This window comes from Streptococcus sanguinis (assembly GCF_013343115.1).
GTDB lineage: Bacteria > Bacillota > Bacilli > Lactobacillales > Streptococcaceae > Streptococcus > Streptococcus sanguinis_H.
The window spans coordinates 462748-482672 of sequence record NZ_CP054570.1 but is presented as its reverse complement, the minus strand read 5'-3'; the positions used below and the strand labels follow the sequence as shown (position 1 = coordinate 482672).

At 43.1% G+C, this 19925-nt stretch carries 23 protein-coding genes; 5 read left to right on the top strand and 18 right to left on the bottom strand.

Translation table 11 applies throughout. The features are described 5' to 3' along the window. Positions 1–119 precede the first annotated feature (119 nt). The 6 genes from FOC72_RS02410 to FOC72_RS02385 form a co-directional block, all read right to left on the bottom strand. Positions 120–860, bottom strand: coding sequence for a class I SAM-dependent methyltransferase (locus FOC72_RS02410; RefSeq protein WP_002894791.1), 741 nt, complete (start codon positions 858–860; stop codon positions 120–122). A 185-nt stretch (positions 861–1045) separates the two neighbouring features. After that, positions 1046–2899: a SpaA isopeptide-forming pilin-related protein gene (locus FOC72_RS02405; protein WP_002894787.1), complete on the bottom strand. Its 1854-nt coding sequence runs from the start codon at positions 2897–2899 to the stop codon at positions 1046–1048. 291 nt (positions 2900–3190) lie between these two features. Further along, positions 3191–3376, bottom strand: coding sequence for a hypothetical protein (locus tag FOC72_RS02400; protein ID WP_002894785.1), 186 nt, complete (start codon positions 3374–3376; stop codon positions 3191–3193). Positions 3377–3409: 33 nt separating this feature from the next. Continuing rightward, positions 3410–3766, bottom strand: coding sequence for a class Ib ribonucleoside-diphosphate reductase assembly flavoprotein NrdI (locus tag FOC72_RS02395; RefSeq protein WP_002894783.1), 357 nt, complete (start codon positions 3764–3766; stop codon positions 3410–3412). Then, positions 3767–4114: a hypothetical protein gene (locus FOC72_RS02390; RefSeq protein ID WP_002894781.1), complete on the bottom strand. Its 348-nt coding sequence runs from the start codon at positions 4112–4114 to the stop codon at positions 3767–3769. Positions 4115–4312: 198 nt separating this feature from the next. Then, complete coding sequence (locus FOC72_RS02385; RefSeq protein ID WP_002894779.1) at positions 4313–4924, bottom strand: TetR/AcrR family transcriptional regulator; 612 nt, start codon at positions 4922–4924, stop codon at positions 4313–4315. A 105-nt stretch (positions 4925–5029) separates the two neighbouring features. On the opposite strand from FOC72_RS02385, the gene FOC72_RS02380 reads away from it, so the two are divergent. After that, positions 5030–5983: a hypothetical protein gene (locus FOC72_RS02380; protein ID WP_002894775.1), complete on the top strand. Its 954-nt coding sequence runs from the start codon at positions 5030–5032 to the stop codon at positions 5981–5983. Positions 5984–6102: 119 nt separating this feature from the next. Here the strand turns inward: FOC72_RS02380 and FOC72_RS02375 are convergent, their stop codons facing one another. From FOC72_RS02375 to FOC72_RS02330, 10 genes are all read right to left on the bottom strand, one after another. Then, positions 6103–6519, bottom strand: a complete 417-nt coding sequence (locus FOC72_RS02375) for a DUF3021 domain-containing protein (protein ID WP_002894774.1) — start codon at positions 6517–6519, stop codon at positions 6103–6105. Positions 6520–6529: 10 nt separating this feature from the next. Continuing rightward, the gene (locus tag FOC72_RS02370; RefSeq protein WP_002894770.1) at positions 6530–6985 is read right to left on the bottom strand and encodes a LytTR family DNA-binding domain-containing protein; all 456 of its coding nucleotides are present in this window, start codon (positions 6983–6985) and stop codon (positions 6530–6532) included. Between the two features lie 22 nt (positions 6986–7007). Next, positions 7008–7853, bottom strand: a complete 846-nt coding sequence (locus tag FOC72_RS02365) for an ABC transporter permease (RefSeq protein ID WP_002894768.1) — start codon at positions 7851–7853, stop codon at positions 7008–7010. A 1-nt stretch (position 7854) separates the two neighbouring features. Next, positions 7855–8721, bottom strand: a complete 867-nt coding sequence (locus FOC72_RS02360; RefSeq protein ID WP_002913286.1) for an ABC transporter ATP-binding protein — start codon at positions 8719–8721, stop codon at positions 7855–7857. A gap of 149 nt (positions 8722–8870) precedes the next feature. Beyond that, entirely contained in the window at positions 8871–10871 is a 2001-nt protein-coding gene (locus tag FOC72_RS02355; protein WP_002894764.1) for an ABC transporter permease, read from the bottom strand. Next, a complete protein-coding gene (locus FOC72_RS02350; protein WP_002899832.1) occupies positions 10852–11631 on the bottom strand; it encodes an ABC transporter ATP-binding protein in 780 nt (259 codons plus the stop codon). Before FOC72_RS02350 ends, FOC72_RS02355 begins: the two co-directional genes overlap by 20 nt. Positions 11632–11800: 169 nt before the next feature. Next, on the bottom strand, positions 11801–12556 hold the full coding sequence (locus FOC72_RS02345; RefSeq protein ID WP_002894762.1) for a TraX family protein: 756 nt from the start codon (positions 12554–12556) through the stop codon (positions 11801–11803). Between the two features lie 148 nt (positions 12557–12704). Beyond that, on the bottom strand, positions 12705–13085 hold the full coding sequence (locus tag FOC72_RS02340) for a class Ib ribonucleoside-diphosphate reductase assembly flavoprotein NrdI (protein ID WP_002894760.1): 381 nt from the start codon (positions 13083–13085) through the stop codon (positions 12705–12707). A gap of 11 nt (positions 13086–13096) precedes the next feature. Then, on the bottom strand, positions 13097–14077 hold the full coding sequence (locus tag FOC72_RS02335) for a sensor histidine kinase (protein WP_002894757.1): 981 nt from the start codon (positions 14075–14077) through the stop codon (positions 13097–13099). Continuing rightward, positions 14061–14747, bottom strand: coding sequence for a response regulator transcription factor (locus tag FOC72_RS02330; protein ID WP_023916543.1), 687 nt, complete (start codon positions 14745–14747; stop codon positions 14061–14063). The genes FOC72_RS02335 and FOC72_RS02330 overlap by 17 nt, the downstream gene beginning before the upstream one ends. Positions 14748–14896: 149 nt before the next feature. On the opposite strand from FOC72_RS02330, the gene FOC72_RS02325 reads away from it, so the two are divergent. Together FOC72_RS02325 and FOC72_RS02320 are read left to right on the top strand one after the other, a co-directional pair. Then, positions 14897–16111, top strand: a complete 1215-nt coding sequence (locus FOC72_RS02325; RefSeq protein ID WP_032910379.1) for a DUF2974 domain-containing protein — start codon at positions 14897–14899, stop codon at positions 16109–16111. Between the two features lie 157 nt (positions 16112–16268). Continuing rightward, the gene (locus tag FOC72_RS02320; protein ID WP_002894750.1) at positions 16269–17465 is read left to right on the top strand and encodes a ferredoxin reductase family protein; all 1197 of its coding nucleotides are present in this window, start codon (positions 16269–16271) and stop codon (positions 17463–17465) included. Positions 17466–17616: 151 nt separating this feature from the next. On the opposite strand, the gene FOC72_RS02315 is transcribed toward FOC72_RS02320, so the two are convergent. Both FOC72_RS02315 and FOC72_RS02310 read right to left on the bottom strand, forming a co-directional pair. Beyond that, positions 17617–18177: a hypothetical protein gene (locus tag FOC72_RS02315; protein WP_002899828.1), complete on the bottom strand. Its 561-nt coding sequence runs from the start codon at positions 18175–18177 to the stop codon at positions 17617–17619. A gap of 76 nt (positions 18178–18253) precedes the next feature. Further along, positions 18254–18973 carry a suppressor of fused domain protein gene (locus FOC72_RS02310; protein WP_002894743.1) on the bottom strand — a complete coding sequence of 240 codons (720 nt, stop codon included), beginning with the start codon at positions 18971–18973 and terminating at the stop codon, positions 18254–18256. Between the two features lie 196 nt (positions 18974–19169). On the opposite strand from FOC72_RS02310, the gene FOC72_RS02305 reads away from it, so the two are divergent. After that, positions 19170–19697 (top strand): DUF2975 domain-containing protein, encoded by a 528-nt coding sequence (locus FOC72_RS02305; protein WP_002894740.1) that lies wholly within the window; start codon positions 19170–19172, stop codon positions 19695–19697. A 12-nt stretch (positions 19698–19709) separates the two neighbouring features. Then, positions 19710–19919 carry a helix-turn-helix domain-containing protein gene (locus FOC72_RS02300; protein ID WP_002894739.1) on the top strand — a complete coding sequence of 70 codons (210 nt, stop codon included), beginning with the start codon at positions 19710–19712 and terminating at the stop codon, positions 19917–19919. Positions 19920–19925: the final 6 nt, after the last annotated feature.

The following is a 19925-nucleotide window of genomic DNA, read 5'->3' as shown; positions in this document are numbered from 1 at the left end:
GTAGACGATTTGCATAGTTCATTTGCAAATCAGATCAATATTGTTAAGGTCAATCGTGTCTGATAAGCAATGTCCCTAATAAAGCAGAAAAACCGGAAACAAAGTCCGGTTCTAATCATTTATTTCCTAAAGGTTAGGGCATAAAATTTTCCGTCCCAGAGGAGTTTCAACTCCTTTTCTTTGACGCCGGCCGGTATAGCAGCCTCAATTTCTCCCAAATCAACGGTAGCGTCCTTAAAATAGTCCTTGCTGAAGTGGTTCTTCTTATATTGCTGGTCCACATAGTCTGCCGTCTCGTCTGAAATCATAATCTTAGTTCCTGGCTTAGCCACCCGCAGCATTTCCTGCATGGCCTTGGCCTTATCACTAAAGAAATTAATTCCGCCGATATGATAGACGATGTCAAAGCTATTATCCGCAAAGGGCAGGTCTTCTGCACAAGCATGAAAGAGTTGCAGATTTGTCTTCTTGGCACAGGATTTCTGACATTTTTTCAGCATGCCTATGGAAATATCCGCCCCGACAAAGTCTAGGCTTTTCAGGTCAATATTCTCAGGGATGTAGCGTAGGTCGTGACCTGTTCCGATAGAGACATAAAGAATTGACAAATGATCCTTCCATTCTATTTCTGCCATCAGATCCCTTCTCAACTTGTCGACTGTCTTGCCATAGAGAAGGCCGCCCAGCCATTTCTCACTCATATCATACCAGCGAGCAAAACGATTGTACATGGTCATGTATTTGGCATTGTCCCCTGAGACATAGTCCGGATTCAGCGCCAGATAGATGTCTCCATCTTTTTGAAAATCCGCTAACTTCAAACCTGGCTTCAGCTTCTCTTGTATTTTTGTATCTGTCATATCTTCTGTCTCCTTTTTCTATTTGCCATTTATTATAGAGGATTCTGAGACAAAAACAAGGGGTTTTCCGTAAGTGGCTGCCCAGCATGAGTAACTGGAAGAAATTGCTCAGTAAGCTGCAAAATAGCTAGACCAAAATAAGCAAACAAAAGAAGATAAAGCATTCTGCTCTATCCTCTCTTTATTTATTTGCTCAGTCGAGTCTTACGGTAAAGTCCTAAAAGAGCCAGGACTACCAGACCAGCAAGAACCAATCCAAGGCTTTCAGCAGAGCCAGTCGCAGGAAGAACTTTTTTAGATTTTCCTTGACTGTCTGCTGCTTTATCAGAATCAGATGATTGATTTGGCTTAATACCGCCTTGAACTGCTTTATCAGGCGTACCAGGTTCAGATGGTGCCGCTTGGTCAGTAATGAACAACTTACCATCTGTATATTCTACAGCATTGCTATTGGCATCTAGAACTGTTACAGTGCTATCTTCATTGACTTGGAAGATAATATCAGTCACAGCCAGATAACCTGTCGGAGCCGCTTCCTCATGGAAGGTGTAAACACCTGACTCTAGGTTAATTTCTTTAGATTTGTCAGCTTCTGAAGTCCAAGATGCGACAGGACTGCCCTTGCTTTCCCGTCCCTTGAAAATCTGAATCTGTGCACCGGCAATTTCCTCACCAGCTAGATTGACCTTGCTGAACGTTACCTGTTTATCTGTTGGAGTTTGAGCTTGTTTATTGACTACATTGACTGCAACCAATCTGCTGTCTCCAGAGTCTCCAGAGGCAGGACTGCCTACGTTCAAAGTCTTACCAAAATCCGTCGGACTGATGGTAATATCCTCTGTCAGGCGGTCATAACCAGCTGGGGCAGTCGTTTCACGCAGGATATAAGTGTCGCGTAGAAGGTTACCAACTTCCGCATTCCCATCTGCATCTGTCGTGATTGTGCCAACCACCTTATTGGTCGCTTTCCGCACCACTTCAAAGACTGCACCGCTCAGAGAGGCATTAGACTCATCTGTCTTGTGAACCTTAACCTTGAAGTTATAGCCTTCAGACTTTCCTCCAGCAATCTGATAAGAGTACTCGTTGGTGACAGACACAGTCTCGGTATTGTTGTAGTTCATGGTAGCCTTATTTCCTACAACCTCTCCATCAGCCAAATCGTAGTCGGCCAGCGTCTTGTACTCAACTAGATAGCCGAAACCTTCTACATCTCCGAAGTTGATTGTCAAGCTATCACCTTCAGCGCCAAAGGTCATCTTAGACTGGAAGTCTGCTGTTACATCTTCAGTCGAATCACGCGCCCAATCACCATTATTCCAGCGCCAAGAAACCTTATACACTCGCACAGAATCTTGAACAATCTTAGCGTTTGTATCACCCAGCTTGTCCGTCACAGAGACATTTTTGTAGTTGCCCATGTTACGGTTAATGGCTACATTGTAGCGGATTTCATTCTTAGCATCAGCATCCCACTGAAAAGCACTCTTTTCTAGCAGAGACTCATACTTTTTCGGCGGCCCATTATAGTGAATGCTGCCAGCCGGAATCCTATTATTGCCTACTGTGAAAGTAGCTGGAATATCCCTTTCCTCTGTGACAACTTCGTGGTCAATCCGCGAATAGAAGAAAAACTCGCCTCTGACACTGGACTTCTGCTCCACATAGTCTGTGTATGTCAATGTGATGGTCTTGGCATCGCTATCCAGGACTCCATTAGCCACCAGGGCTCCGTTTTCATCCTTGAGCTCAATAGCTGAAGAATTCCCAAAGGTAAATTCATTCGGCAAATGAATCACTGTCGTATCACCCGCATGGGCCTGGTTGTCTGGCAAGGCAAACTTAGCATAGACACGGAAGGTCTGCCAGATATCCACACCGTTGGTCAGCTGTTCACCAGAGTTAGTGGTGAGGTGCATCTCAGTGATGACATCATTGAGTTCCGCCGCCTGAGCCTTAAGGGTTCCGGCTAGGAAAGGCAGGAACACGCCTAGACAGAGAATGATGAGCTGAAACCATACTCTCAGTTTTTTATTCATGCAATCTTCCTTTCTCACAAGTAAAATTTGTTTAAAAGTACAGCGTATTGGCCAGCCAGTCGAACACGTTCTTTTCATGTTTTTCTGCCTTTTTGACAAACACTGGAAAGACAATACTAATTCATTGTACCATATTGACTGTTAAAAAACTATAGGAATGCTCAGAGGGTTTTATCATAAAAAGGAGAAAGAAGATGCTAAGCCTTCTCTCTCCTTTTGGTAAGCAAAACAGGCCAAAAGATGACCTAAAAATCATTGAACAAATTCAGCTCTTCTATTTTGACAAAAAAGTCAATCTTTCTGTGACGCACTGGAAGTTGCATCTACCTGATTCTGATCTGTTTCTTCTTGTTTGGAAGAATTTCTTTCCGTCTTATCTGAAGTGTCGGGCTCTTTCTGTGTATGCCCGCAGGCCGTTAGGATAAAGACAGAAATCAGAGCCAGAAACAAGCTCCCAATTTTCTTGAACCTAGACATACGAGTTCTCCATTTATGCGAAACTTGATGAGACTAGCACTCCGCCAAAAATGCCTGCACAATCTTGACATCTTCTGGACTACCGCCTTGGTCAATATCGCAGATATGCTGGAGCCCGTATTTTTCAATAATCAAGGCAGTCGCCCCGCAGAAAGTCCGGCCGTGTTTAACAGAGTCACCATTGTTTACAAAACCTTTAATCAGCCCAGGATGCTTCTTGATAAAGCGTTTGGTAGACCAAGGAATTTTCCCAGCACCAGCATTTCGAGTAATGAGAATACAGGGCTCTTCCAGTTTTTCCTTGATGGTCTGGGTCGGATAACCCAGTGATTCTGCAAATCGTTTTCCAATACCAGTATTTGAATCATAAACTACAATCATCTTCATCACCTATTTTCTTAAAAAAAGGATAGCAAACCAAGCCGCAAAGCCTAAAACCACGACATCTGAGATGAGCATAAGCATGAACTCCAAATCTGGCATCATGTGAATGTACATCAGCAATGCTAAAGTAGTCAAAGCCAGTACCGTCAGCTTAGCAACTGCTGGCAAGCCCGGAATCAAAGCTGCTCCGATTAGGATCACAATGAGACCTCCGACTAAAAATGACTGAAAATCCACACTCAAACTAAAACCAACTGTCACACCGCCGTAGCCAATGGTCAAAAGACCAATCAGCACCAGACAGATACCAAAAATAGCCAATCCGCTCATGGCAAATCCTCCTTGCTTATTCATTCTTTTCCTCACTTTCTTTTTTTGAATGAACAATTCTTAGCATTCATTCAAGACCTTCTAAAAAATAATTCACTTTATACTTATCCAAGCACATGTCTTCCCATCCCTATTCGCACTACATAAGACATCACCTCCTTCTTTATGAATGAATAATTTTATAAATTCATTCATATCTGCTTCTAAGTAAAGGAATTTCCTCTATTTGGAAAAAATTCCCTTAACAAAATATTTCACTAAAGTCTCAAGACTATCGAAGTAGCCTGAAAATTCCTGTTCTGTGACATGCATGTCTATGTAGTAAATCAAGTCATAAACCTTCATAATCTCAGCTATTTTCTCCTTCGAAAAGCCCTCTTCCTGCAAGCGCTGACTGAAAGTCTGAATCAGAAACTGATGAAAGGCATTGGACGCTCGTCCGGAATCCTGATTATAGTAATCGTGCAGAATCTGAGAAATGCCCGGCTTGTTCCACTCAGCCAGTATTTTATTGGGCGAAATCAACTCAAAAGTGACTGCAAAAAGCTGTTCAACGATTGCCTCGGGCTCACCCAGCCAATTCACACGTCGCATGGTTTCCTCACGTATACGGCTATTTTCAGCTATATAAACCTCCAAGAAGATAGCTTCCTTGGACTCATAATACTTGTAAAAAGATCCGACAGCCATCTGGCTTCTCTTAGCAATATCAGAAATTCCAGCTGCCTTATAGCCTTTTTCTGCAAAGACTTCTCTAGCCGCAGCTAGGAGCTCATTTTTTTTATCCATTTCCATGCCTCTTTTGTGAATGAATTTCGTTTTGTATTCATTCATATTTTAACACAATATTGCCACTTGTCAAGCATTTATGTTATACTATACAAAAAAGATAGTTTACTAATCAAATTATTTTTTAGATTATATTTTGGAGGTTGAGTCATGCTCAAGGAAAGACGTAACCAGGGTACCATCGCCCTACTGGTAATTACTTTTATTTTTCTAGCTGTTGCTGCAGTGATGGGCTTTATCCAATACCAAAAAGTCAACACCAAGACTGCCTATGATCGAAATAGCGAGTCTGGAGCAGATTCAGCAGTCTATGCTGAAGTGTCATATATTTTCCCAGAGGCCCTGATTGAAGTAGAAGATAATACTCAAGTTTGGCTGGTTGCTTACCAAGACGGATATGTTGGTCTGCAGGCTAAAAAAGGGGACAAGCAAATTGCCCAGCTCTTGGAAAAAGAGAAGAGTGGAGAGCTAGAAAAAAATCCTGTCCGAATTGTTGGCTCCTACGTTAATGCTAACTCCCCTAAGAAGAATCAGGGATATATCTCTAATTATGGCAGCCTCGTTCGCGGTCTCCTAGCAGACAATCCCGAAGTCATCACAGTAATGTCAAGCAGCTCCTATATCTCTATCACTGAATTTGAATCTGACAATCTTGCATTCATGTTCTACATTCTGTTTTTGATTGGACTCTGTGTTTTCTTTATCGTTATGGGAATTATCGGCCGCAAGAAAAATATCGCTGCCTACGAAGAAATCTATGCAGCCTATCCAGAGGCCAAGGACAATCTCAATATCCTGCTTGAGCAAGCTTCTTTCCACGATGATGTACTGAAAATTGCTGTTTATAAAGACCATCTCATTACCTACTATCGAGGTTTCAAGGCGATTGATCTCAAACAGGTCGTCCATCTCTACCACCACATTCTCACCATGCATCGCGGCTTCGTTGCTTCAAACAGAAACTCAACCTTAGTTGCTATTCGAAACAATCAAAAGAAATACCAAATGCCTATTAAGAACATTGGTAAAACAACCGATACCAAACTCCAGTCAACTTTTGACTATATCTACAACCACTTCCCTCATATCAGATTGGGAGTGTAGTATCACATAGAACTCAAGCTAGAAGATCTAGCTTGAGTTTTTTAGATACAAAAAAACAGGAGCAGGATACAATCCAGCTCCATTTTTATGATATGCTTGTCAGAACGTTTTTCAGCAAGTTACTTGCCTTCTTTTTCCTTTCTGCGCTTAGCCAAGGCGCTGTTAATCTTCTTGGTCTTAAGATTTGTATCCAAGTAACGAAAGAGCCATACAAAGAGGTAAATCAGAATAAAATTAAACCAGAAATGCCAGCTGGCAATTAAAAATCCCCAGTTATTGTAGACCATGAAGCAGCATACTAGGACTGCGACCGCAACAAAATGCAGTAACATCGAGACTGAAAAAGAGAATCGGTCTTCAAGAGTTTTTAACATTGAACTGATAATCCCAATCAAACCGCTCATCACCATGACACTGACGATATTACTTGTTGTGGGCGGATTTTTTTGAATAGAGAGCGCAAGGACAATCAGATAGACTGCACTCCCTGTTTGGATGCCCATTAATATAGCGTGTAGACATTTTTTTATACTCATCACTTACCTCCTAGATTCCCAGATATTCCATTAAGAGTTTGACATAGCGACGGCTGACTTCGGTCTTGATTTGATTGGTCAGCTTGGCCGTCATATTGCCATAAAAGCTGTCAGACAAGGACTCCAAATGGTCAATATTGATGACAGCATGCCGGGAAACCTGGATAAAGTTCGAGCTGCTAATCCGCTGCTGAAAGCGAGTCAAGGTCTCTGTCGTCTGGTAAATGCCTTCTCTACTGTAGATCATCAGAGTTGTCTGGTTGATGTCTGCTAGGATAATATCTTCAGTCCTCAGCATGACCAGCTTATCGTCCGACTTGATAGGCAGGACGCCACTAGGTCCTGCCTTGTACTGTTCTAAATAATCTAAGATGGCCTTGGCTTCTGCCCCTAGCTGGTCTGCCTTGACCACAACCAGCGGATCCTTGGATGAAATGGTTGGATCTGTTTCAAATTTTGCTTGCAAGAGGAAGCTCCCTATTCACATTCTATTGTAGTTTCAGCCGGCGGATGGCAATCATATTTTGCACCATCCAAATAAGCGCTATTGCAACTAAAACTATTCCAACTATATAGAAAGTTTCTGTCCTTGTCAAGAGCTCCTGCCATTCAATGCGAATTCCCATTGTTTTTTCAAAAGCTGCTTGTGACTGGCTGCTATTAGTAAAAGTATCTGCTAGACTTTCTTTCATGAGAACCTGTCTGAAAAGAGATGCCATGTAGTTAGAAGGCGTAAGCTTCATCAGGTTTTGCGCCATGTTCGGCAAGGTTCCAATGGGGATATAGGTACCCACTAGAAAACCAGAAGTTGCTCCGACTACTGTCGCCAATTTCCCTAAACTATCCACTGATTTGAAGCATTGAACAATCAGAGCATTTATCAGTGTGGCCAAGAGGCTGTTTAAGATCATCAGAAGAAGCAGGTAAGGAAGGATTCTCCACTCAAAGGAAATGTTATCCGCCAGCGTAAAATAGCTGAGCATAAAGGCAAACATAATGACCTGCATCAAAAAGCCGATAATAACAGAGCTGACAAGATAACTAAACTGCAACCCCCATGGTCCCAAGTCTGTGATAAAGAGGTCGTCTGTTACCTTCCGCTCCCGATCTTCGACCTGCCGTGAGAAAGCTGCCAATGTGGTTGTTAATGCTGTAACTGCCAACACGCCGCCAATCAGCCACAAGTCCATCAGCTGGCTGGAATAGCCTCCAGAATTACTTTTCAAAAAAACGATATAAAGCACAAAGGGAATAATGGCTCCAAAGAGGGACAAAATTACCCCACTGCGGTTGCGAAAATAAAGTAAAAAATTGCGTTTAATCAAAGCGAGCATATTAGCGTACCTCTCTTCCTGTCAGTGCCATAAAGGCATCGTCCATGGTTCCGGGTTGGAATTCAAATTGTTCGATATAGGGACCAGCCTGAGCCAATAAGGTCAGAGCTTCTTGAGTCGTTTTAGGGTGGAGGATAAATTTCCCTTCCTTGACTTGCTCCCAAGCGCAGCCTCTTGGCAAGCTTTTCTCTAAACCTGCTGCATCTTGACTTAAAATCCGTAAGACATTGCGGGCATAGTTTCCCTTAATCTGGTCTGCAGAGCCTTGGGCAATGACCTGACCATGATCTACGATATAGATCTTATCTGCATCATCAGCTTCATTGAGATAGTGGGTTGTCAAGACAATGGTCATCTGCTCTTCTTTCTGAATTTGCTTGAGCAGGCTCCAAATACTCTCCCGAGTCTGAATGTCCAGTCCTGTCGTAGGTTCATCTAGAAAAAGCAGGTCGGGACTGTTGAGCAGGGCTCGAGCAATGTCCACCCGGCGCTTTTGGCCGCCAGAAAGTGTCCCATAAGGCTGCTTGGCAAAGGCTGACAAGCCCAGCTGAGAGACCAAGCGCTCGATTCTACCTGTCGGCATCTCCTTGTACTGCTTGGCTCTGATAGTCAGATTTTCCAAAACTGTCAGCCGGGCGTCCAACACACTGTTTTGGAAAACCACACCCAACTTAAGCTTTTCAGCATAGCAAATCTGCCCGGATGTCGGCCGCAAGAGACCTATCAGCATCTGGATAGTCGTAGACTTGCCTGCGCCATTAGGGCCTAGAATAGCTGTAAAACTACCTCTCTCAATCTGAATATTCAGATCATTAACTGCCACCTTATCGCCATAAACCTTGCTAAGATTTTTCGTTTCTACTAACATGATATTTCTCCTGTCCTTAACTTCTGAGACTATGATAGCAAGTCTTTTTTGAAAAATCTCGGCTTTTTGGACAAGCGGTAAAATGAGGGAGATGAGAGGTAAAAATCCAGACATCAAAAAATCCCCGACCAGAGGTCAGGGATTTGCTCTTAGCGGGCGACAATCTTGCGGTAACTGCGTGAAGTCAGTAAGAAAACTAAAATATAAGTCAGGAGGAAGACTCCGCAAGTTGCAAGTGTTGTCTGAATCAAAAGAGGAAGATTGGTCACACCTAGTAGGGCAACTATCAAGCGCAACATGTGAAAGACCGCTGCTACATGTAGAAAAGCAAAGATGAGAGGTAGGAAGAAAACAGTCAAAATCTGCTTGCGAATGGTACTTCTAGTCTGCTTTTCATCTAAACCAACTTTTTGCAAGATGATAAAGCCATCTCGGTCTTCATATCCTTCAGAGATTTGCTTGTAGTAAATTACTAGAACAGCTCCTAGGAGGAAGATAACCGAGAGGAAGACACCGATGAAGAGCAAGGTTCCAGTAAGTTCTTGATAGCTCTTTTCTGAACTATAACGGTCACTAGCCATTGCGAAGCTACCATCTTGAGCTTGTTCCTGATCCAAAGTGTCCCTCAACCCCAGTTGGACTTGCTCGACAAACTTTTTACTTCCCTTAGTCTCTGAAGCAACTCCAATGTAGTAGTAATGATCCACATCGAGATTAACCTCTTTGCTATCATTGACCACCATATAGAGACCCTGCTCCATGGTCACATCGTTTGGATTAGGAATTTCCCCATGCGTGAAATTCGACGATAAAAGCTGCTTAATCTTCCAGTCCTTGCCATTCACTCGAAGAGGCTTGTCCTTATTTAAGGAAATATTTTTCCCGTAAACTAAGGTTTCATTGTCTGCCAAGTCTATCTTTTCCCCTGTCATTTTTTCATAATCCTGACGATTGATAACTGTAATCGTGCCGGCAGACTTGGTCAAGATACTTGTATCCGACTCCAGCTCTCTTTGCATTGGAACTGTCACATCATTACCAGCTAATTTCATGATGAAGGCTGATTGGTAGAGATAGGTAGTATAGCTTGGCTTCTTCAGACCTGTGTCCTGAGCGACTTGCTGGACCTTGTCCAACAGAGCCTCCTTCTGATCGGTCGATTTCGGCAAGACGACGCTGACATTGTAATCCTTTGGATGCAAGGTTGTAATATAATCCTGACCCCCAACATAGATATTGATTGTACCAACCAGAGTCACTAAGAGCATGGTAGATAGAATGGAGATAGTTGCCAATCCTGCTGCATTTTTACGCATCCGCGAGATGAGATTGGAAACAGAAATGAAATTCTGCGTTTTATAGTAGTAGCCTTTGCGTTTTTTGAGAAATTTCAATAGTGTAATTGAACCTGCATTAAAAAGCAGATAAGTTGCTAGGATAACCATGACCACAGCTATAAAGAAATTGCCGATAGCAGCGACAGGCTTGGTAACGGTCAAAGCCATATAATAAGCCACACCCATGAGCAGGAGCCCCAGCAAGGTTTGCAGAAAAAGGAAGCGTCCTTTCTTCTCGCCTGCTTTCTTTTCCTTCATTAGGTTAAGAGAGCTATAGCGTAGAAGACGCGTAGAGTTGAGCAACAAAATCACCGCAAAAGCAATACCCAGACTGGCTAGAGTCATCCAAACATTCTGCCATTGGAAGGTCGAGGCAAGAACTGCCGGCATTCCCATCAATTTCAAAAGAACTGCGTAGAGCATCTTATCTAAAGCTAGGCCAGACAAGATACCCAGACCAACTGTAAGTAGATAAAAGACACAGAGTTCAAAGAAGGTCATGACTAGCAGATGCTTTTTCTCCATGCCCAGCAGACTATAGACTCCCAACTCTCGGGAGCGGTTTTTCATGACGAAGCTATTAGCATAGGTAATGAGGATAAGGACGGCAATCTGAATGACATGGATGCCAAACTGCAAGGTCATGCGAGCTGCCGAACCGCCATAAGAGGTCTCCATATTGGGGCTATGAGCTAGTGAGACAAAACTATACAAAATCGCTGTTGCCAGTACCGTCGCCAAAGCAAATGGATAATACAAACTGCGATTTTTAACTAGATTGGACAAAGCTAGTTTACTCGTTAGTTTGAACATAATTGCCCACCTCACTTGCCATAACTGTCAGAGTATCAGAAATCTCTTGGAACATCTGCCGCTCGGTCTTGTCACCACGGAAGATTTGATTATAAAGAATTCCATCCTTGATAAAGAGCACCCGCTTGGCGCGGCTAGCCGCTGCAGTTGAGTGGGTCACCATGAGAATAGTTTGACCGCGGGCATTGATGTCGTCAAAGACATCCAGCAACGCCGCCGAAGACTTGGAATCCAAGGCTCCTGTCGGCTCGTCCGCCAGCAGAATCTCAGGATCTGTGATGATGGCCCGAGCTACTGCAACCCGCTGCTTCTGGCCACCGGAAATCTCATAAGGAAACTTCTCTTGCAGCTTGTTAATCCCCAGCTCATTGCAGGTCGTAACCAGCTTTTGCATCATTTCGGTAATGGGACGGCGAGAGAGGACCAGCGGCAGGAGAATATTATCCTTGACCGACAAGGTATCCAGCAGATTGAAGTCCTGAAAGACAAAGCCTAATTTCTCCCGGCGGAAGCTGGAAGCCTGGCTGTTTTTGATGGTTGCTGTGTCAGTTCCGTTGAGAAAGACGCGGCCCTCAGTCGGCTTGTCCAGCATGGCTAGGATGTTGAGCAGGGTGGATTTCCCAGAACCTGACTCCCCCATGATGGCGACATATTCGCCTTTTTCTACCGTAAAGTGAATGTCTTTCAGCGCCTCTACTTGACTGCCCTGAAAGCGGGTTTTATAAATTTTTTTCACGTGCTGTACGTCTAATAATGTCATCTTGCTTCCTTTCTGTTTAGCAGGCACCTATCAATGCCCTGCTTTTAGCAGTATTTATAAACTGCCTCCTAATTGATAAGTCTATTTTATCTCAATACCAAACGCCCTGCCATAACCTAAGCTTACATTTTAAAGTGCAATCTTACACTTTTGTAAGATGAGATGAGCTTTATTTTACCCAAAAGGCAATCAAAGCAATTAGCCAAAGGTGGGCTGGATAGAAAATATAGAAGAAATATTTGCTCCACTTGCTGCTGGATCCTCGCTCACCATTGTAGAAGTGCAAGAGAGGAAGAACACTGATAAAGAGCCAGTCTGAATTATAGAGCAGCATCGATAGCGTGTCCTGCAGAGTTGGATAAATTTGAATACTCATGGCAAAGAGAATTCCCGCCCAGACCACATAGGACAAATTTCTGAAAAAGACTTGATTTCTAAAAAGGTAGGTCAAGAGCATGAAAGGAAGCAGAGCCATGCCGCCTTCGCTAAAGAGAAGGCCAGCCAGCAAGACTAAGGCTCCTGCCGTCAGCCGCAAACCACGCTTCCTATCCTTAGCAGCTCCGCCATTGTCAGAAAAGCCAAAGAAAAGACTCAGCATGAGGACCCCACAGGCCAAGGTCAGGAAGATATTGTGAGTGAGATAGATGCCCTTTTCCTGAAAGAGGAGCGTCAGGATACAGTTTCCTGTCTGCATCAGGGCTGCCCAAAAGAAGAGCCTCATATTGTAAGCCAGGCGGTTGCGAGTGTGGAGAAAACCTTCCACTGCCATGAAGGCAAATGCTACTCCGACACAGCGGGTTAGGGCATGCAAGACACCATCCCAGCCGTATGGCACCAGCCCCGGTATCTGACTGATATGGTCAAAAACCATAAGAAATGCCATGAAGAGCTTCAACTGAAAAGCATTCAAACCTTTTGATTTCATTTTTCTGTCTCCTTCTTATTTCTTGTCTCTATGATAATAAAAAAGAAAGGTCAGTACCATAACCTAACCTTTCATTTGCTAGTTTTATTCTTACAATTTTGTCACTTTTAAAAATCATGCAAAGAATCTACCTAAAATAGCTCAAAACCTAATGGATTTCATGAAAACTCTCTTCAGCCTGCAACTGTTCTAAAAAGCCTTTGACCGCTTGTCGGTCTGCTTCCGTTCCAGAGCCCTCTATATTACGAATATGACGTAGACCATATTGCTCCACTATCTTATCCGTTGCCCCGCAAAAGGTCCGTGGATAATGCTTCTGATTGCCATTGATGACAAAGCCTTTAATTAGACGTCTGTACTTTCTGATGAAGCGCTTGGTCGTCCATGGAATCTGCCCTGCTCCGCTATTTCTGCTGACTAAAATACAGGGTCCCTCCAGTCTTTTCCAGACTGACTGGCTAGGCAGTTCCAGACTATTAGCAAACTTCTTGCCCAAACCAGTTAGACTATCATAAACCACTACTAGCAACTTTCTTCCTCCTACTCAAAGATCAATTTCTTCTCAGGAAAGGCGATGGAAACCGTCGTTCCCTGACCAACTTGAGAGTCTATAGAAATCTTGTGTCCCAACTGGTCAGCAATTTTCTTGGACAGATAAAGACCTAAGCCTGATGACTGCTGGGTCAAACGACCGTTGTAACCTGAGAAACCACGCTCAAAAACCCGCAGCAAATCAGCATTTTGAATCCCCAAACCCGTGTCCTTAATGTAGAGGCTGCCCTCGTGAAAATAAATCTCTATGCTGCCTTCTTTGGTGTATTTAAGACTATTGGATAGGACCTGCTCCAAAATCACTAGAAACCACTTTTTATCAGTGACAATCGTGTGGTCTAGGTCATGAAGATTGAGGCTGAGTCCTTGCTGAATAAAGAAAAGAGCGTATTTCTTGACTACTTCTCTGACCAAATCAGCCAGATTTTCCTGCTTCAGCACTAGATCGTCATGGAAGCTTTCTAGACGGAGGTACTGGAGCACCAGATGAACGTAGGACTCAATTTTAAAGAGCTCCTGCTCCAACTGAGACTTGGTTTCCTTATCCTTCAAGTCTCCAATCAAGAGCGAGCTGGCTGCAATAGGTGTCTTGACTTGATGAACCCAAAGAGTATAGTAGTCCAGCAAATCATTGTATTTTTCCTGCTCAACCAAGAGCTGATTCTTCTGCTCGTACTCCAGCTCTTCCACTCGTTCCTGCAAAAGCTTTTCTAGAGGAGTCTGAGCCTGAGCAGATGCCTGCAGCTTCTGGCTGCGATAGCCCTTAAAGGACGTCCAAGCATCTGCTCCGATAAACAAGAAAGACAGAAAAGCCAGCAAGAGCGCGACATATTCCAGCAGACTGCGGTAAGTATCAAAGACAAAGGCAAAGAGCAGAATAAAACCTAGCAGCAAAATCAGCAGAGCTAAAAAAAATCGCCGCGAATAAAGGTAAGACTTAAGAAAGAAAAATTTATCCTGTATGTCCATTGATGAGACCGTATCCTATTCCTTTTTTGGTTTCGATGAAATTCTTCAGTCCGTGCTCTTCAAGCTTCTTACGCAGGCGAGCCACATTGACCGATAGGGTATTGTCATCGATGAAAAAATCGCTGTTCCAGAGTTCCTTCATCAGATCATCACGCGCTACGATACCATCTGCGTGCTCAAAGAGGACCCGCAAAATCTGAAATTCGTTCTTGGTCAAGGTCACCACTTTCCCATCAAAAACCAGATCTGTCGACTTGAGATTAAGAATGACACCCTGGTGCTCCAGGAGACTCTGGTCGTTTCCAAACTCATAGGAACGGCGCAGCAAGCCCTGAACCTTAGCCAGAAAGACATTATTGTCAAAAGGTTTGGTCACATAGTCATCTGCCCCCATATTGATAGCCATGACAATGTCCATGGACTGATCGCGAGAAGACAGAAACATGATGGGCACCGTTGAAATCTTGCGGATTTCCTGACACCAGTGATAGCCGTTAAATAAGGGCAGGCCGATATCCATCAGCACCAGATGCGGCTCCTCTCGAACAAAGACAGTCAGCACATCCATAAAGTCCTCGACTGCCACTACCTGAAAGCCCCACTGTTCCAGCATTTTCTTAATCATCTGACGAATGACTGGATCATCTTCTACTAGTAAAATCTTGTGCATCTTTCCCTCCCGATTTCTTACTAGTAACATTATACCAAAAAATGCGATTGCTTGTTTATCATCCTCGGTCTAAGGTAGGATTTTTCTGGAAAAGAGAAATTCTATCAGAAAAATATGCTATACTAACTAGTAGAAATTGGAGATATAACATGAGCAATATTTTTACTTACCTTGAAGAAGTGCAGCATGACAGCATTTATGATAAACCTTTCAATGAACTGGATCTGCTAATTCTGACAGAGATGACCTACTTGCCTTTTGACCAACTAGTGCATGAAGACATGTCCCCCTACTGCGACTGCCGGCTGCTGGATTTGGCCGATCAAGTACCGCGTGACCTCTCCATGATGGTCAGCAAAAACCGACTAAAACTGCTGGATTTGGCCGCAGCCTCTACCCGCTTTAAAAATCTAAAACTGATGGGCTATGTCAATGACGTTGACCAAGATATCCAGAAGCAATTCGCTGCCTTGATTTTCAAAGTCAAGCCTGATACCTATGTCCTGGTCTTTCGCGGCACAGACGACTCCATTGTCGGCTGGAAGGAAGACTTCCACATGACCTATATGGCTCAAATCCCTGCTCAGAAAATGGCCGCCCGCTATCTGCAAAACGCCTTAGAAAACCTGCCCGGTAACTTTATCCTAACCGGCCATTCCAAAGGGGGAAACCTAGCTTCTTATGCAGCCAGTCAGATGGAAGCATCGCTCCAAGACCGCATTGAAGCCATCTACAGCTATGACTCTCCTGGTCTCAATCACTCTGTCATCGAAAGCGATGGCTATCAGACTGTGGTTGAAAGGATGAAACGCTACCTGCCTCAGAACTCCATCGTCGGCATGATGCTGGAAACACCCAAGGAAGCAAGGATTGTCAAAAGCAGTGCCATCGGCGGCTTTGCCCAGCACGATACCTTTTCGTGGAAAATCAAGGGAGACTCTTTCCTATTGCTGGATACACTAGATGCAGAGAGCCTGCAGATAGACAAGACTTTTAAAAATTGGGTCAGCACCGTTTCAGATGAAGAACTTAAAGACTTTTTCGACCTCTTTTTCGGACTGATTTTAGATGCTGGTATCCAATCTGTCGACGAACTGTCCAATGTTGAAAACTTTAACAAAGTCCTCGATATCCTGAAAAATGCTCAATCCCTAACAGACCAAGAACGTGACATGCTGCTGCGCTTGTCCAAGCTCCTGCTGAATATGCGTGTTCAAAGCTGGAAGGATGACATTAGCATACCTAATCTTTCTGAAATTGGCAAAGATATCCGAGAAAACCTATCACGCTGGAGCAAGCAGTTGCCTTTCGGCCAGTCTGAGACTGATAAAGTGGAAGAGACTGCTACAGAAGTTCACGAGTAAAATCGCAAAAGTCCCACTAGCTTGGCTAACGGAAGACTTGACCTATCTATCCCAAAAACCAAACAAGCTCTTATCTTGACAGCTTGTTTTTTCTTTGTTAGAATGTAACAAACCTATTTACAACTAAGTAGTAATAAAAATCAGAAAGGAAACCATCATGAAATCTATCAAAGGAATTGCCCTTATTGCTGTCAGCATAATCCTGACCATCTATGCTTGGGCTTCAGCTGGGATGACCAACTTTATCGTACCCGGTCTGGCCTTGACTACCCTCTCGCTGACCTTTTTACTTGCGACTCGGAACGCCCTTTTGGAAAAATGGTTCCACGGCATCGAAAAGATGTATGCTTATCATAAGTTTACAGCTATCTTTTCCGTTGTTCTTCTTGCTCTCCACAATGTTGCCATGGGTGGCAGTCTCTGGGGCTCTCATCTGGCAGCCCAGCTTGGGAATGTCGGCATCTATCTCTTTGTCAGCATTGTTCTGGTGGCCTATCTCGGCAAGCACATCAAATATGAGGCTTGGCGCTGGATTCACCGCTTTGTGTATCTGGCCTATATCTTTGGTCTCTTTCATGCTTATATGCTGATGGGCGGTCGACTCCTGACACCGACCTTGCTAGGCTTCGTAGTCGGATTCTACGCTATCATCGGTTTAGCTTCTGGCTTTTATATCATCTTCCTCTATCAAAGTTTGGCCTTTCGACATCTGGGGAAAATTCTGCAGGTCAAACGACTGAACCACGATACCGTGGAGTTGAAAATCCAACTCAGTCAAAAGCTAGACTATCAGTACGGTCAGTTTGCCTTCGTCAAGATTTTCCAAGAAGGATTTGAACAAGCGCCACATCCTTTCTCTATCTCTGGCGGCCATGACAATATCGTCTACTTTACTATCAAGAACTCTGGCGATCACACTAAGAAACTTTATGACAAGATCCAAGAGGGAACCAAGGTCACCATTGACCGAGCTTATGGTCACATGATTCTGGACCAAGGGCAGGAAAAACAAATCTGGATTGCTGGTGGGATTGGCATTACGCCCTTCATCTCCTATATCCGAGAAAATCCTAATCTGAATCGTCCAGTCAGCTTCTACTATGCTTACACTGGAGCTGAAAATGCAGTCTACCTAGACCTACTCAAAGACTACGCAGCCAAGAATCCGCAGTTTGATCTTCATTTGGTCGATAGCAAGGTCTCCGGCTATTTAGACTTCAAGAATTATCCTTTGGACGACAAAACTACTGTCTTCATGTGCGGACCTGTCAAGATGATGGATAAACTAGCCAACGAATTTAAAAAGACCAATCCTAAAGCAGATCTGGTCTATGAAGGCTTTAAATTTAAATAAAGAGTATAAAACATCAGGAGCAACGATAAGGTTGCCCCTGATGTTTTATTGTCTAGTAAGGTATGGAGCTGAACCAAGATACAGATTGGGAGATCTGCCTGATTAGTAAAAATCTTCTCCAGAGAATAAGGACTAATTTCAATCATCAATCTTACTGTTTTTTAGGCATGTTTGAAACAAAAATATAAGACATTTTCAAAACATTTACCAGTTTATCACGTTTCTCTTTTAAGTTCTGCAGGAACGGATCTCGTACTTCTGCTGGAACTTCTAAATCATCTGAACCATACTGAGATAATTGATCACTAAGAGTCTGTTTTGATTCCTCAAAAGCTTTCAAACCTTCTTCCGCTTCTTGGTCAAAATCTGCTCTTTCAGACTCGGGGAGTTTTTCTTTAATTTCTCCACTATATTTGATGTAATTATCCGCAAGCTTATTGTACACGGTTTTCAAATCGCCAATTGTTGTTGCATTAGCGATTTCTTCGTCTGTAACCAAGACAAAGTCAGGTGTTTCTAAATTGGCACTTGACGAAGTGCTTGAGCTGCTTGAGTTACTTTCTTTACTGCTTGATTTTGAAGACTTTTTAACTGAGCTAGAAGCAGCCTTTCTTTCTGAAGATTTAGAAGTAACGGATGAATGATTATTTGAACATGCTGCTAAGGTAACTGCTGCTAAAAGAGCCACGCTGGCTGAAAAAATTTTTTTCATTTTTATCTCCTTAAATAATAATTAATTTCATTATAGAATAAAACTAATAAGCTGTCAAAAAGTTGCAGAAAACTCGTCATCCAACAAGCGACTGCCGACCATAGTCTGTTAGGTCGCTGCCCAAGCGAGCGTAGAGGCCTTGGGCAGTCTCTTCTTCATTGAGGATTTGCTGTAATTCTGCATCTGTCACACCAACCAACTCAATAAAATCTACCCGGCCGTGGACTGTCTCCAAAGGCTGGGCTTCTACATCCGGAACCGTGATAAAACCTGTCAAAGCAGACTCCTGTTCACGGTCAAAGCCAAGAAGCTGTCCAGTATAAATGTACTCAAAAGGCTGATAAACCTCTCCGGTCTCAAAGGTCCGGCGCGCCAACTCCTGAAAAATCGTGACGATATTGATAAATTCATCATTAGCTTGGTAGTTTCCTTTCTTCAGTCGCATGGTAAATTCAAAACCATAGCCACTATAGTTTGGATCTTCACTGAGCTTTTCATACAGCTCAGACAAGCCATAACTAACCAAATGCCAAGAGTCACCTGCATCATAGACATCTACACCATCCAGCGGATCCGGCCCGCCAAAACGCCATTTTACAATGGCCTCAATATGGTCTACCGGCTCTTGATTATTATATATCCGAGCAAATTCTGTTGAGATGGCTTCCCATCCCGGAGCCTCCACATAATCTTCTACCGGCTCGACATCCTCTACTACTTCTTCGTACTCTTCATAGACAACTTCCTCAGCTTCCTGATTTTCCGACTGTTTTTTAAAGAAATCAAAAATTCCCATTTTTTCCTCCTTGAATTAATTTGAAAACAGTATAGCATAAAAAATAAGGAATTACTTTTATGATAGAAGGAAATTTATTTTTGTATTTATCGTTTTTCGATATTTTTTTCTTGAAATACAATAAAAAATAGATTATAATAAGAATAAAAGGAAAAGAAAATCTACTGCCGGCTGATTTTCGATAGAGGTAAGCATCATGAAAAAGATTGAATTAAAAAATAACTCTTTGCTCAAAGATATTGTTACTCTATTAAACCTTATCATAGTGGGTTATACTGCTATTCTGGTGTTTCTTACTATCCTAAGTGTGATTTCTTACACCGGTCTTTCCGACAGGTTGGGAATAAAGCTCAATGTTCAATTTCTGCCCTCAGTTGATTTTTCAAATTTGTGGAGTATTCTAGCCTTTGTTATAAATCTTCTCACAGCTTCTTTGACTATTTATCTCATATATCTTGCTCGTAATTTTATCAAAAATTTGATTGGTGGAAAGATTTTTGATTCATCAAACACGCAACTAGCTGATAAGGCATGGAAAGTCTTTTTGGCTCTGACCTTTCTTTCCGTTAAGGTTGCTGCATCAGGCAATCCCATCACCCTCCCCTTCTCTTTTAACGCCAGTATGAGCTTTACACCTCTCTTGGGTGCTCTGATTATTTGGCTGATGATGAAAATTCTGGAAAAGGGGATTGATATAGCTGAAGAGAATGAATTTACCATCTAGGAGGCTGCTATCATGATTATCGTTAATCTTGATGTCCAACTGGCCAAGAAAAAGATGAAACTAGGTGAACTGGCCGATATCATCGGTATTACCAACGCCAACCTTTCCATTCTCAAAACGGGCAAGGCCAAGGCTATCCGCTTTAGCACCCTCAATGCTATCTGTCAAGCCCTTGATTGCCAGCCCGGAGACATCCTAGAATTTACAGATGATGAAGAATAAAAAAAA